Annotated in this window: 9 protein-coding genes, 1 tRNA gene and 1 other RNA gene; all 11 read right to left on the reverse strand. The window is 22.5% G+C overall.

All coding sequences use genetic code 11. The annotated features are described in order from the left end of the window. Window positions 1-320: 320 nt before the first annotated feature. Window positions 321-4,865 (reverse strand): exonuclease domain-containing protein, encoded by a 4,545-nt coding sequence (locus AADV48_RS02270; protein WP_341266454.1) that lies wholly within the window; start codon window positions 4,863-4,865, stop codon window positions 321-323. Window positions 4,866-4,988: 123 nt separating this feature from the next. Further along, a tRNA-Leu gene (locus tag AADV48_RS02275) sits at window positions 4,989-5,075 on the reverse strand. Window positions 5,076-5,223: 148 nt separating this feature from the next. Next, a complete protein-coding gene (locus AADV48_RS02280) occupies window positions 5,224-7,005 on the reverse strand; it encodes an ABC transporter ATP-binding protein (protein ID WP_341266455.1) in 1,782 nt (593 codons plus the stop codon). Beyond that, on the reverse strand, window positions 6,989-8,710 hold the full coding sequence (locus tag AADV48_RS02285) for an ABC transporter ATP-binding protein (protein ID WP_341266456.1): 1,722 nt from the start codon (window positions 8,708-8,710) through the stop codon (window positions 6,989-6,991). Before AADV48_RS02285 ends, AADV48_RS02280 begins: the two co-directional genes overlap by 17 nt. 250 nt (window positions 8,711-8,960) lie before the next feature. After that, a complete protein-coding gene (gene groL, locus AADV48_RS02290; RefSeq protein WP_341266457.1) occupies window positions 8,961-10,577 on the reverse strand; it encodes a chaperonin GroEL in 1,617 nt (538 codons plus the stop codon). Window positions 10,578-10,617: 40 nt separating this feature from the next. Beyond that, window positions 10,618-10,884 carry a co-chaperone GroES gene (locus AADV48_RS02295; RefSeq protein WP_341266458.1) on the reverse strand — a complete coding sequence of 89 codons (267 nt, stop codon included), beginning with the start codon at window positions 10,882-10,884 and terminating at the stop codon, window positions 10,618-10,620. A 660-nt stretch (window positions 10,885-11,544) separates the two neighbouring features. Further along, window positions 11,545-12,381 carry a hypothetical protein gene (locus AADV48_RS02300; RefSeq protein WP_341266459.1) on the reverse strand — a complete coding sequence of 279 codons (837 nt, stop codon included), beginning with the start codon at window positions 12,379-12,381 and terminating at the stop codon, window positions 11,545-11,547. 190 nt (window positions 12,382-12,571) lie between these two features. Next, window positions 12,572-12,943, reverse strand: a transfer-messenger RNA (tmRNA) gene (gene ssrA / locus AADV48_RS02965). Between the two features lie 393 nt (window positions 12,944-13,336). Then, window positions 13,337-14,305 (reverse strand): Holliday junction branch migration DNA helicase RuvB, encoded by a 969-nt coding sequence (gene ruvB / locus AADV48_RS02305; protein ID WP_341266460.1) that lies wholly within the window; start codon window positions 14,303-14,305, stop codon window positions 13,337-13,339. A gap of 51 nt (window positions 14,306-14,356) precedes the next feature. Continuing rightward, window positions 14,357-14,914: a Holliday junction branch migration protein RuvA gene (ruvA, locus tag AADV48_RS02310; RefSeq protein ID WP_341266461.1), complete on the reverse strand. Its 558-nt coding sequence runs from the start codon at window positions 14,912-14,914 to the stop codon at window positions 14,357-14,359. 692 nt (window positions 14,915-15,606) lie between these two features. Beyond that, entirely contained in the window at window positions 15,607-16,212 is a 606-nt protein-coding gene (locus AADV48_RS02315) for a nitroreductase family protein (RefSeq protein ID WP_341266462.1), read from the reverse strand. Between the last annotated feature and the right edge of the window lie 120 nt (window positions 16,213-16,332).

A 16,332-nucleotide genomic window follows, 5' to 3' on the forward strand; every position in this document is an offset into this window, starting at 1 on the left:
AAATTTTATTGAAATTATAAATATTTTTTTAAAATTTTGTCTTCTTTTATTCGATATTTAGAAAAAAAATCAAACTGTTTTGTAATAAACAGTTTGATTTTATATTTATTTAGGTTTTAAATTAATTCTGTTTTGGTGATTCGACAATGTTTTGGATAAAAATCAGATTATTAATATATTATCACCTTTATAAGATTTTTTATTTTTTTATATACAAAAAAATTAAGGTTTTGAATTCTTTAAAATTTAAAATTATATGAAATTAATTTTTATTTTTTAAATAAAAAAATATCTAAATTTTAAGAACAACCAAATTCAATTTATTCTAAAGGTAATTGTTCTACTAATTTTAAATCTTCTACAATTCTTTTAGAAATAGTTTTATTTAATTTCACTCTTTTGTGAAAATCTTCTTGTGTAAATAATTTTTTGCTTCTTTCGGCAACTATATTATGAGCTACTTTTTCTCCTAAACCTTCCAATGTTATGAAAGGCATAATTAATGAATTGTCACCGTGCATAACAAATTCAAAAGCTTCAGATTTATTCAAATCAATTGGTAAAAAATTAAAACCTCTTTGAATCATTTCTGATGCAATATTTAAAGTATTTATAAGATTTTGTTCTTTTGCAGTATTTTTTTGTTTTTCATTTTTTTTGACTAAATTTTCAATTTTTTTATCAATTTTTTCAAAATTTTTGGTTAACATTACATCGTAATCAAATTGTTCTAATCTTGTAGAAAAAACACCACTATAAAATAAAAGAGGATGGTAAACTTTAAACCAAGCAATTCGTATAGCCATTAAAACATAAGCAGCAGCATGTGCTTTTGGGAAAAGATATTTAATTTTACTTAAAGAATCTAAATACCATTTGGGTATGTCTTTTTCTTGTTCCAATAAATTCATTATTTTTTTCCATTCTGGAGTATAAAGATCTTGTTTGTCTTTTTGTTTTCCTTTACGAACTAATTCCATAATTTCAAAAGCTTCAGAAGGAGAAATATTTTTTTGCATTAAAAATAACATAATATCATCACGACAACCAATAATATCACTAAAACGTACGTCATTGTTTGTATTTAAATAACTAAAATCTCTTTTTTTATTTAAAATATCTTGAACATTATGTGTCCAAACATCTGTTCCATGTGATAAACCCGAAACTTTTACTAAAGAACCGAAAGTAAAATCTTTTTTTTCTTTAGTATAAATGTCTTTAAGCATATTTTTTACAAAAAATGTTCCAAATTCAGGAATAGCAATTGTAGTAATAGGTTTGTTGTTAGGCATTAAATTTTCATTAGAAAATAATTTATAAACTTTAGGATCGTCAACCGGGATATTTTGATAAGAATCAAAAGAAAATTTCTCTGGTTTTTGTTTAACATAATCCATAAAAAATTTAATTAAAATAGGATCATCATGACCTAAAATATCCATTTTAAATAAGTTATCTTCAAAAGAATGATAATCAAAATGAGTAGTTTTCCAATTAGATTCTACATCATTAGCAGGAAATTGAATTGGAGTTATTTCATAAATAGAAACATCATGTGGAATAACAACAATACCTCCTGGGTGCTGCCCTGTAGAACGTTTAACTCCTTCAATTACATTAGCTCTTCTAGAAATTTCAAAAGGTCTTATTTTGTCTTCTAATTCTTTATCTTTAACAAAACCTTTAATATAACCAAAAGCAGTTTGTGTCGCTACTGTTTGGATGGTTCCAGCTCTAAAAACACAATCTTCTCCTAATAATTCTTTCATATAATTATGTGCAGTAGGTTGGTAATCTCCTGCAAAATTTAAATCTATATCAGGTGTCTTATTACCTTCAAAGCCGAGAAAAGTTTCAAAAGGAATATCTTGGCCATCTTTTAAAAATGGAACAGTGCAAAAAGGACAATTCATATTTGGTAAATCATATCCTGATAAAACATGAGTTAAATCAGCATAATTATTCACATCTAACTCTATAAGTTTGATATATTTTTGATTAACTTTTTCTTTTTTGTCTTTTATGGACACGTTTGGGAATACAGTATATTGACATTGAGGACAAATATAATGTGGTTTTAAAGGATTTACTTCTGTTATCCCTAAAAGAGTTGCTACAAAAGAGGAACCAATAGAACCACGCGAACCTACTGGATAATCATTTTCTATAGATTTTTTAGCTAATAAATAAGCTAAATAATATATAGGAGCTATATTGTTATCTGTATGTTTGTCATCAGCGACAATACTTTTTAATTCTTTTTTGATTCTTTGTTCTATTAAAGGATGTAAATCTTTTCCATATATTTTATTTAATTGTTTTTTAATTAATTTTTTAATTTCTTTTTTAATACTTGGAATTTTTAAATTTTTAGCAAAATTATCATCTTTTAATGAAAAAAGTTTTTTCGGGAAAATACGAATTTGTTCTATTTTATCATTTAATAAATGAGTATTATTAATAACTAAATCTTCTTTAATTTTGTGATCATTAATAAAATCAAAAGCATTTAACATTTCTTGAGTAGTTAAAAAATAATTATCTGGTAAATGATTAGATTTATATTTATATAATTTATGTAAACCGCCGCCAATTAATTTTGCATTAATATAAATTTCTCTATAAATTTTGTCATAAGGATTTAAATAATGAACGTCTCCGGTAGCAATAACGATTTTGTTTTGTTTTTGAGCTTCTTTTATAATTTTTAAAATTATTTCTTGAATAATTTTTTTTCCTTGATTATTTTCATCATCTCCGTTCAAATCATAAATAACATGTTTATAACTATCAACAGGTTGAACTTCGATATAATCATAAAAAGAAATAACTTTACTTAATTCTGTGTCATTTTTATTTAAAGCTGTTTGAAAAACATTCCCTTCGAAACAACCACTACCTATTAATAATCCTTCTCTATATTTTTCAAAATTAGATTTTAATAATCTAGGAGTTTTATAAAAATCTTTAGTTAAAGAATCACTTACCAAATGAAATAAATTTTTATAACCTATTTGATTACGAACTAAAATATTAACATGATAATGTCTTTCGAATTTTTGAGGCAAACTACCTTTTAAATCGTAAAAATTTAAAATATTTTGTTCTTCTAAGATATCAAATATTTTTAATAAAATATTTGCTGTCACACGAGCATCAAATAAAGCTCTATGATAATTCTCTTTTATTTCGATATTTGATTTAAAATATTTAGCAATTTTTTTTAAAGAAAAATATTTTAACTTTGTTTCAAAATATTTTTGACTTAAAGCTAAAGTATCTATAAAAGGTTGTTCTTTAAAAGAAATATTTAAATGTTTAGCTTTTTCTTTTAAAAACCCTATATCAAAATGATAATTATGAGCAACTAAAACATAACCTTTAATCCAAATAAAAAAATTAGGTAGAATGTCTTCAATAGTAGGTTTATTTTCTAAATCTTTTGCCGTAATTCCTGTTAGTTCTGTAATCATTTTATTTAATTTTACTTCAGGATTAATTAATTCATCAAAAAATGAATCTATTATTTTACCATTTTCTATTTTAACAGCAGATATTTCAATAATTTTATCTCTATATTCTGAAAAACCAGTAGTTTCAATATCAAAAACCACATATTTATGTTGTTTTAAAATAAAATCATTAAATTCAGGATATTGTTCTTGATTAGTAATGAAAATAGGTTTTTCTTCAATAAAATTAGACTCTACACCTAAAATAGGTTTGATAGGTTTATTAAGAGAAAATTGATCGATTTCAGGATAAGCATAAAGTCCGTTATGATCTGTAAATGCGATCGCTTCATGACCCCATCTTATAGCTGTTTCGATATAATCTTTAGCATTATTAGTAGCATCTAAATTAGACATTTTTGTATGAAGATGGAATTCAATTCTTTTTTTACCTTCATAATTATCTATTCTTTCTAGATGTAAAGGAACAGAATTTAAAATATTATATTCATGTAATTGAAAACAAAAATCATCTTTTTTATAATTAATATTACTATGTTTTATAGAAGTTAAAATTTCAATTAAATTTCCTTCTTGTATTTGTTCATCTATTTTTTTGTATAATTCTATTTTAGGATCTAAAAAATTTCTATAGAAGATAGAATCTTGTTTAGTTTCTGGATCAATTAAATAAAAAGTCAACGTAATTTGTTTATTTCTATTTTCTCTTTTAGAGATTTGTTGGACGTAACCTTTAATCCAAAATTTATTATTTTTTTTTTGAAAATCTAAAATTTCATTGTATAATACTGGAATATCATTGAATTTTATAAAAGATTTATAATTATCTATTATTTGTGGTAAACTAGAATAATTTATTTCGTGTATAACTAAACTTAAATTAGATTTATATTTGTTTTTTAATATTTCATCTAATTTTATAATTAGTTCTTTTAATCGTGATTCGTCATGTTCTTGGGAATATTGCGGAAATTGAATTTTGATATGACATATGTTTTTCTGAAAATCAATGTTTGTGATTTTAATATCTGTATCTTTTAAAACATAAAAAATTTGTTCGTTATTTTCGTGATTTATTATTTTATTCCAAAGATAATTAAATATTTTAATCCATAAATCCGATTTTTCTACATTATGAAAATCAACAAATAAAAAACAAATATCGATATGCAAGTTTAGTATTAGTCCTTGAATTTCATCATTTATAAATTTTTTGGCTTCTTGTTCAAATTTTTCTAAAAAATCAATATTTAATGAATTTTTTTCCCCTGAAATATTCACAACCCATTTGTTGTTTTTTATATAAACTAATGTTTTTGTTAATTTATAAGTGGTTTTATATTCATTATTAAAATTTTGCAAAAAAGAACGAAATATTTTATAAGACATGTTTTTTTCTCTTGATAATTTTTGGATTTTTAGCATAATATTTTGTAAATATAATTATAAAAAAATAAAACACACGAAAAAATTTCATGTGATTTTTTTATTTATAAAAAGAAAAATTTTATTTGGTACTGATGGTCGGACTCGAACCGACATGAGGTTGAACTCGTTTGATTTTGAGTCAAATGCGTATACCGATTTCGCCACACCAGCTTATAAAACATTAATTTAATATTTACAATAAAATAAAAAAATAATGTTTTTAAATAACTTAAACTATATAACTTTATTATATCAAAAAAAATATTAATATAATAAAGTTATAAAAATAAAAATCTAAAATTTATTTTTTATTTAAGTATTATTGTTGAAATTGACTATTATAAAGATTATAATAAACGCCTTTTAATTCTAATAATTCTTCATGATTACCGTGTTCAACAATAAATCCTTTTTTTAAAACTACAATAACATCAGAGTTAACAATTGTAGATAGACGGTGTGCAATAACAAAAGAGGTTTTATTTTCACATAATTTTTGAATAGATTTTTGACAAATCATCTCCATTTGTGTATCAATAGTAGAAGTAGCTTCATCTAAAATCAAAATAGAAGGATCGCGTAACAAAGTCCTAGTTATTGTAATTAATTGTTTTTCTCCTTGTGATAAATTATCTGATTCTTCATTAATAACTGTTTGATAACCTTTATCTTTAAACATTATAAAATCATGAATTTTAGTTTGTTTAGCTATTTCTATGACTTCTTCATCCGTTTTGTCTTCGCTACCATATTTAATATTATCTAAAATAGTGCCTTTAAAAAGCCAAACATCTTGCAATACTAATCCTAAAATTTGTCTTAAATATTTTTTATTCAAGTCTCTAATATCTATTCCATCGATAGTTATAGAACCTTCATCAATTTCATAAAATCTAGTTAAAAGATTGATTAAAGTTGTTTTTCCTGAACCAGTAGAACCTACAATAGCTACTTTTTGATGTTTATTAATTTGTAAATTAATATTTTGAAGGATAGGTTTATCTTTAAAGTAACCGAACGAAACATTAGAAAAAGAAACAAATCCTTCAACTTTGTGTAAAGATAAGTCTTTTTTATTAAATTCTGTTTCTTCATCTTCGTGTAAAAAATCAAAAACTTTGTTAAAAGCTGTTTTGGTAGATTGAGTAATAACAAAAAAATGACTTAAGTCATTAATAGGGTTGCCTAAACGCCAAATAAATTGTGTAAAAGCTTCAAACATACCTAATTGAATGGCAACAAAACCTAAATTTTTAAGTAAATTAGGAATGTTAGCGGTATGAGGATCAGGAGATATTAAAAAATGTCCCAAAACTACAATAATAGCTAATATTATATATGTAAAAGAATTAACAATAGGAATGGCCAAACTAGATAAAAAATTAGATTTAAAAATCATTTTAGATAAATCTTGATTAATTTTTTGAAATTCTCGAAAAACATTTTCTTGTTGATTATATAAAATGATTTCTTTTTGACCGTTAAATTTTTCTTGTAAAAAACCATTATATTCAGATGTTTTATCAAATCTTTGAATAAAAATATGACGTGCTTTTTTATTAATAATAAAAATAACAATAAAAGAAAAAGGAACCATCAAAGAAATAACAAACCCTAAAGATAAATTTATATATAACATATAAACTAATATCATCGTTATATGAAAAAAAGAATAAATTACAGCAGCCAAAGTTTGTTGTAATCCACTAGAAATAATATCAACATTATTAATCATTTTATTCATAACATCGCCAACAGTATTTTGATCAAAATATTTAATAGGTAATTTGTTTATTTTGGTATAAATATCTTGGCGCATATTTTTAATACCTTTATGAATAACGGTTACTAAAAATTTATTATAAATGAAGTCTACAACAGCACAAAAAACATAAAAAAGAAAATTTAAAATTAAAAATTTATTAATATAAGTATTATATGTTTCTTTGTTTGGTTGTTTATCTTTTTTGTTAATAAAATCTAAAATTTTACCTTCAAATACAGGGATATAACATTGCAAAGCAGAAATAATAAAAATTAAAATAATACTAATTATTATTTGTTTTTTAAAAGGTTTTAAGTATTTAAATATTTTTTGCATTTTTTAAAACCTCTTTTATTTTTTGAGATGAAGCAATATTTTGATATACAGAACATTTAAGCATTAATTCTTCATGTTTTCCTACGCTTACTATTTTTCCTTCATCTAAAACAACAATTTTATCAGCATTTAAAATAGAATTCAATCTTTGTGCTACTATCAATATAATAACTTCTTTATTTTGATCAAAAAAAACTTTTCTAATAGCTAAATCTGTTTCGTAATCTAAAGCAGAAAAAGAATCATCAAAAATATAAACATCAGGTTGTTTTAGTAAAACTCTTGTAATGGAAAGTCTTTGTTTTTGGCCACCAGATAAATTTGAACCCAATTCACTTATTGGTTCATGAATTTTAGCGGTTTTATTTTGTATAAACTCATAAGATTGCGCTATTTTAGCTTTTTCTAACATTTCTTCAGAAGTAGCATTTTCTTTACCAAATAATAAATTACTAAAAATAGTTCCTTTGAATAAAATATTTTTTTGAGATACAAAACCAATTTTGCTTCTTAAATTTTGAACATCATAATTTCTAATATCTATGCCGTTAATTTCTACCACTCCTTTAATAGGATCTAACAAACGAGGGATTAAATTTATTAAAGTAGTTTTTCCTGAACCTGTTTTACCTACAAAAGCAATTACTTCAGATTTATTTAATTCTAAATTAATATTTTCTAAAACTGACTTATTTGTATTAGGATATCGATAATAAACATTTTTAAATTCTAATTTGTTAATGGTTTCTAATTTGTGAAATTGAGGTAAATTATTTTGTATAGAAGGTTTTACGTTAAATAAATATTGAATTTTTTTTAAAGCAATTAAAACTTTTGGTAACATCATAAACAATAATAAAAAATTCAAAATTGCTGATAAAATCAGAATGTTATAAGTCATACAAATATATAATTCGCCAATTACACTTGTACCATCATAAATAATACAAGAACCAATTTTAATAGTAATAAGAATAGACATGTTTAATAATAAATAAAAAATAGGTTTAATAGAAATAATCGAAGTAAATAATTTGATTATTAAATTTGTAAAATGCGAATTAATTTTGTCAAATTTTTTTTCTTCATTTTTTTCTTGGTTTAAACTTCTAATTATTTTCACTCCTGTTATAGAAGATCTAATTTTGTAATTCATTTCTTCTAATTGTGTAAATTGTTGAATTGATAAAAAATAGTTTTTTCTAATAATCAAAAGTAAAATAATAACAAAACAAGGGATACTGCAGATAATAGAATAACCTAATACAGGGTTTATATTATTAATAATAATAAAACATATAATTACTGTGATAGGGGCAACAATAAAAGTTTTATAAAAAGTAATAATAAAATTCATTATTTGATAAACATTATAAGTACTTCTACTAACTAAAGCCGAAATACCTAATTGTTGCATCTCTATAAAAGAAAAAGTTTGTATTTTTTTAAATAAATCAGTACTTAAATCTTGAAAAACTAAAGATGCTACTTTGGAAATACAAAAATTAACAATTAAATTACCACAAATAATTAAAAAAACCATTAAATATAAAATTAAAAAAACATTTCGAAATTCTTTTTCACCAGTAGATTTAATTATTTTCATTCCTACAAGATAAGGTATATATATTTCTCCGCAAACAATTAATAAAAAAGCAAAAATATTTAATAAAAGAAGAGTTTTATATTTAAAAATGTATTTCAAAATTAATTTCATATGATTAATTAGTAAAAAATACTCCCCCTTTTAAGATATTACAAAAAAATATAATTTTCAATAAATTATTAAAAATTATATTTTATCAATATTATCCATTATTTTAACATTTTTTTATTATTTTTATAAACTTAAACAAAAAAATAATAAAAAAATAATTTTCTTTTCAATTAATTGAAAAGAAAACTATTATAACAGTATAAATTTTAATTTAAATTTGCATTAGAAAAAGATTTTGTTAAAAAGGATTATTATCTGTCAATTTAGATAATCCTTTTTTTTCTGTAACAGAAGCAATGGCAGCTCCAGTAGTTACTAACATAGAAGCAATAGAAGCAGAATTTAAAACAGCTTGTTTTGTTACTTTGGTAGGATCAACTATTCCTATTTTAAATAAATCAACATATTCGCCTGTACTAGCATCAAAGCCAAAACCTTCTTTTTGTTGAAATTGTTGTTTAATAATTGAATCTCCATCAAAACCTGCATTTTCAGCAATTTGATAAGCAGGGATTATTAAACTATCTAAAACAACATTAATGCCTTTTTGAACATCTGGTATTGAACTTACTAATGTATCTTTTAATTCTTTATAAATTTCTAATAAAGTTTTACCTCCACCAGCTAAAATACCTTCTGTAACAGCTGCTTGACTAGCATTTAAAGCATCTTCAATTCTTAATTTTTGTTCTTTTAACTCTGTTTCTGTGGCTGCGCCTACTTTAATAACAGCTACTCCACCAGATAATTTTGCTAAACGAGATTTTAAATTTGTTAATTCATGTTCATTAGTTGTATTAGTAATTTGAATTTCTATTTCTTGAATTCTTTTTGATAAAGCTGGGGTTTTAGAAGCTCCTATCAAAACTGTATTATCTTGTTTTATAATTGCTTTTTTAATTTTTCCTAAATCTTCAATTTTAACATTTTGTAATTTCATATTTAAATCTTTAGAAATAAAATTAGCTTGAGTTAAAATAGAAATATCTTTTAAAAATTCTTTTTGATTATCACCAAAAAATGGTGCTTCAGTAACAGCGACATTTAAAACTCCATGAAATTTATTTAATGCTAAAATATTAATTACATCATTATCAAATGAATTGGCGATGATGAATAAAGGATTTGATTTATCTTTGGCCGCTTCTAATAAACCACTGATTTCGTTAATATTATTAATTTTATGATCGGTAACTAAAATCAATGCTTGTTCCAATTCAACAGACATATTAGCTAAATTATTAACAAAAATACTTGATAAATAACCTTTATCATATTGCATTCCTTTAACAACTTCTAATTCTGTTTCTAATCCTTTAGATTCCCCTATAGTTATAACGCCTTTTTCAGTAACTTTATCCATAGCAGAAACTATAATTTGTCCTATTTTTTTACTTCCTGAAGAAATTGTTGCAATATTAGCTATTTCTTCTCTTGTAGAAACAGGCTTAGATTTTTTTAAAATATGTTCTATTACTTTATTAGAAGCTTGAAGAATACCTTTTTTAATTAAAGTAGATTTAAAACCAGAATTTACAAAACTAAAACCTTTCTGAATCATACTTTGAGCTAAAACAATTGCTGTTGTTGTTCCGTCGCCTGCATTATCGTTAGTTTTGGCTGCTGCTTCGCGAACTAATTGAGCACCCATATTTTGAAAAGGTTCTGATAATTCAATTTCTTTAGCAATTGTAATTCCATCATTAACAATCAAAGGTAATCCATGTGTTTTTTCTAAAGCAACATTATTTCCTTTTGGTCCTAAAGTCAATTTTATAACGTTGGCTAAAGTGTCAACACCATTTAAAATTTCTTTTCTAGAGTCTTTATCGAAAAGAACTAATTTATCTGCCATTTAAAAATATCTCCTTTACTCTAATTTTAAATTTTATTATTTATATTAATAATGCAATTATTTCTTCATTTTTTACAATCAAATATTCTTCATCTTTGATTGTAATTTTAGTTCCTGAATAACTTTTGTAAACGACTTCCGCGTTAGGTTTTATCTTTTCAGATACTTTTGGGCCACAACTTACAACAATGCCAATACAGTTTTGTTCTGTTTTTTGATCATCTAATCTTAACAAAATACCACTCTCGGTTGTATTTTTTTCTTTTTTATATTTCAACACAACATAATCGTTTAAAGGTTTAATCAAAATAATCGTTCCTTTCTTTAATTAATTAAACAATATTTGTTTTTTAATATATTAAATAAAAATTTATGTATTCAGTAAGTGCGTATTTAAAATTAAAACAATCTATCCATGCACCAACACACTCATAATTATAACATTATTTTTTTAAAAAAATAATGTTATAATGAATAAATTAAAAAAAATAAATACAATAATATTCCGAAATATTCATATAAAATAAACATATTAATAATTTAAAAAATGTCAGAATTTATTTTAAAAATGTATACAGGTTTAAATAAATAGTTATAACTTTATTCAGTTTTTCAGAAGGAAAATCGGAATTTATCAAAAAAGTTAAAACTAAATATAAAATATTAATGAATAAATAAATAAAAAAAGTATAAAAATATAAAAATTCCAAAACATAATGTAATTTTATTTTCATATTTAAATACTTTAATTTATCTTGTTTTAAAAACCCAAATTTAAATAAATTCGATAAAATATTTTTCTTAAATTTCAACAAATATTTTTAAATTGAAACAAATATACATATATTATCTTAATTTAAAATATTAAAAACCGAATTTAAAAATCTAAAAATTATTATTTTAATACTCGGTAACAAAAATCTTGTTGGATATAAATTATTTTGTATATTTATATTAATTTTTTTTATTATTTTTCACTGGTAGACTTCTTAAAAGGGTTAAACCAACCTAAGAAATCTGGTTTATAATCATTAACTTTAGATTTTATAGCCTCTATTGCTTCTTGTTTTATTTCATCTAGTGATTTTGTAAAATGAATTTTAATATCTTCTGTTTTCTCAGATAATTCTTTGTTTAATTCTTCTTTATCTTGAGTAATTGTGTCTGATAAATCTTTAACTTCTTGTTGGATAAGTGCAGATGTAATTTCTATTTCTTTTGTCACTTTATTAGATAATTCTTTTTTTAATTCTTCTTTATCTTGAGTAATTGTGTCTGATAAATCTTTAACTTCTTGTTGAATAAGTGCAGATGTAATTTCTATTTCTTTTGTCACTTTATTAGATAATTCTTTTTTTAATTCTTCTTTATCTTGAGTAATTGTGTCTGATAAATCTTTAACTTCTTTTTTGGCAAGTGCAGATATATCTTCTATTTCTTTTGTCACTTTATCAGATAATTCTTTTTTTAATTCTTTTTTATCTTGAGTAATTGTTTCTGAAAAATCTTTAACTTCTTTTTTGGCAAGTGCAGATATATCTTCTATTTCTTTTGTCACTTTATCAGATAATTCTTTTTTTAATTCTTCTTTATCTTGAGTAAGCGACATTATAAAATTTTGTATAGATTTATCAATACTTTCAATTTTATCAGTCATTTTTTTGGAAATTTCTTCTATTTTATCTGTTGCTTTAGCTTCTATTGTTCCTTCAAAAGCTAGAATTCCGTTATAAAAAACAATTGCCAATGCACACAAAATTAAAATAATTAATAAATTTTTTTTATAATTTTTTTTTTGTAACATATCGAAATACCCCTTCGAATCTAATACATAAATATAAATTACATAATATAAAAATTTAAAAATATATAATAAACATTTATAATTAAAATTTTAAAATTTAATAATCCACACACAACACTCTAAACAATCAACAAAAATATCAAATTCATTTAAAAAATAAGTTTATTTTAAGTTAATTTGATATTTTTGTTGGTGGAGATGAGGGGATTCGAACCCCTGTACAAAACTAATTCTTTTTTCTACTTCTACATACTTATTTTATTTTTTTAAAAAATAACAAAATTATTTATAGTATTGAAGAATATGATAAAAACGAAAAATTAATTAACAATTAAAATTTATATAAATTTTAATTTTTTAACAAATGTCAATTAACAAGTTAATGACATTCCTAAAAAATTATTTACTGGTAAATTAAAATTGCTTACTGGATTGAAAAAAGAAGATGTTTCTTCTGTTTGTTTATTGTTTCCATTTATTTTAAATCTCGAAAGTTTTTACTTGCTTACCAAGGTATGCATAAAAAAAATCTTTAGTTTTGGCGAATTCCATAAACATCCCCTGTTGTTATTATATATATTTTCGAACAACTTTTAATAATATAATTCATTATTTTTATATAAATTAAAGATAAAACAAAGTTTTTCTTTTGGAAATTTATTTTTTATATTTATATAAATGAACTCTTATCTAAAGAGTATGATTAATTTTCCAAGTACCTTGTCTAATAAATTGAATTCATTTTGTTTTTATATATGTTTTCATTTTCTTTTTTTGTTTTGTTTGTTCAATAACCTTCTATATTTTTATTTTTACCTAATATAGGAAGGTTATTAAAGCTTCACAAATTGAATAGACTTTCTAATTATAACATTATTTCCTATCCATATTTATATAAAAAATTTGTTTTCTTTATTATATAAATGTTAAATTTACATACAAACAATGATTTTGATTATTTGTCAATTCCTCTTTTTTTCAAAAGTTGCGTAGATAATTCTGTTGCTACCCTTCCGCGAGAAGTTCTTTTAATATAACCTTCTTTAATTAAATAGGGTTCGTATACTTCTTCAATGGTTAAAATTTCTTCTCCAATTGTTGCAGCAATATTTTTAATTCCTACCGGTCCACCATTAAATTTATAAACCAGATTTTTTAAATAATTAAAATCTGTACCATCTAAACCATTTTCATCTATTTGTAATTTTTCTAAAGTATGTAAAGCTATTTCACAAGTTATATTTTTTTGAGAATAAATTTCAGCAAAATCCCTTGCTCTTCTTAATAAACGATTAGCTATACGTGGAGTGCCTCGACTTCTTTTTGCTAACTCTTCAACAGCTTTTTCTTCTATTTTATTTCCATAAACAGAAGCTGTTCTTTGTAAAATTGATTTTAATTCTTTTTTATCATAATATTCTAATTTTAAAATTAAACCAAAACGATCTCTTAATGGAAAAGAAATATTACCGAATTTAGTAGTTGCTCCAATTAAAGAAAAAGGTGGCAAATCAATTCTAATTGTTCTTTTTTCATCATTTTTCCTGATAACAAAATCTAAAATACGATCTTCCATAGCTGAATATAAAATTTCTTCAACGTTTTTAGGAAGACTATGCATTTCATCAATGAATAAAATATCACCTTTTTGTAAATTATTTAACAGAACAGCTATGTCACCTATTTTTTCTATATTAGAACCGCTTGCTGTTTGAAAATTAACTCCTAATTCATTTGCAATTATTTGCGCTAAAGTAGTTTTTCCTAAACCAGGAGGTCCGTAAAACAAAAGATGATCTATTGACTCTTTTCTTTTTTGAGCTGCTTTTAAATAAACAAACAAAATCTTTTTGATTTTAGTTTGGCCTATATATTCATTTAACATTTGAGGTCTTAATTGAATTTTATTTTCTATTTTGTTCATAAATATTTCATAACCTATATTCCAAAAATTTTCTTATAATTTTTGAAAAAACTATTTTATCATCAATAATAAAGCATCTTTAATAATCAATTCTATATCTTTATTAAAATCTAATTTTTTTATAATGTTATCTATTTCTTTATTTTTAAAACCTAAATTGTTTAATACTTCTTTGACATCTTTTTGTTTTGGATGCAAAAAAACTGTTTTATTAATTAAAGATTCGTTATTTTTTAAATGAAAAATAATTTGTTGTGCTGTTTTTTTACCAATCCCCGGAAATTTAGATAAATATAACGCATTGTCAAAATGTATTGCTTGCTGAATTTCTTTAAAAAGTACTTGACTAGTTAATAAGATAGCACTTTTAGGACCGATACCTGGAATAGAAATTAATTTTTTAAAAAAAAATAAAATTTCTTGTTCTAAAAAACCATATAAAAAATGAATATTTTCTTTAACATAAAAATAAGTAAACAGCTTAACTTCTTGATTAATATTAAAAATATAAGGATTAGAAAAACCAATATGATACCCAATACCATTATTATCTAAAACAATACTGTCGTTTTGTATAGATGTTATTTTACCTGTGATATAGAAATACATATAAAACTACTCCTTTAAGATGTTTTGTACAAAAATATTTATAATGAAAATATTTTATAATATAATTATCATTCATAATTCAAAATATTTTGAAATTTTTTTATTTTTGTTATTAAATCAACTTGTAACAATTGCAAATAAAAATAATAAATAAATTTTTATCTTATTAATATTATAAAATATTTTTAATTAAAACATATATAATCTCATTTATTAAATATACAATTCCAAACATTAGATATTAACTATCCTTAATTAAATTTTTAAAAATCTAAATTAGCAATTTGAATATTTTAAATTTATGATTGTTTTTTTAATTTCAATAAAAAAAGACTAACTTAATAGTTAGTCTTAAAGAATTTTAAAAAAAATGTCTAAACTTTTGTAACAGGAAGTGTTCTTAATATTTATGCAAATTAAAAAAGTTAAAATTTTAAAACTAAAACGTTTTTTTATAGTTTGTAAGTTAGTCATAACATAAAAAAACGTTTTGTTTAAAAAGATATAAATACATAAAAATTATATTTGTTTAAACAAAAATGTGAATTGCCGATTGTGCCATTTTGAAGTAACGCTCCAAGTTCCTAAATATGGGACCACTATAAAGTCTCAAAACAATAAATTTTTATATAATAAACAAATTACATTATATTCTTTTTAATTATTCTCCAATAATGAATTAGATTTACAAATTACAAAAAAGAAAAAATTTCTTTAGCATCTAATTTAAATTTTTTAGGTTTTTGTGTCAAAATTATATCAGGTTTACCAACAGAAATTAAAATAATAGGTTGATAATTGCTAGGGATATTAAAAAGAGCATTTATTTTGTCAAAACAATAACCACCCATAAAACAAGAAGCATAACCAAAATTTTTAAGTGTTGCAATCAAATTAAAAGAAATAAGACCACATTCAAAAAAAATTTCATTCTTTACTTGTTCAGAATCTATTTTTCCGTAATTTTGTTTGATTTTTGTAACTACTTGTTCTTTAGTTTTGTTATCAATTTCTTTATTCAACAACTTCTGATTATAAATGTAATCGCTTGAATTTTTTTTATCTAAAAGACCGCATACTAAAACTATAGCAGAACTGTTTTCTACTTGAAAAATATTCCCGTAATTCACAATTGTTTTTAATTTACTTTTAGCTTCTTCGCTTTCGATAATAAAAAAACGCCAAGGCTGTAAATCAAAAGAAGAAGGAGTATATCTAATATCATCAAAAATTTTGAACCATTCTTCCGAAGATATTTTATGATTTTTTTTAAATGTTCTAACTGTTGCAATACGCATAAAAATATTTCATTCCCTTAATATTTATTACAAAAACTTGTTCAAATCAATTGAATCAAAATCCAAAAACATATTAAAATATGTTTTATAATATTTTTTTTATCTTATTAAAATAAAAAT

Origin of the sequence: Candidatus Phytoplasma fraxini, from assembly GCF_038024965.1 — a bacterium.
Classification (GTDB): Bacteria; Bacillota_I; Bacilli_A; order Acholeplasmatales; family Acholeplasmataceae; genus Phytoplasma; species Phytoplasma fraxini.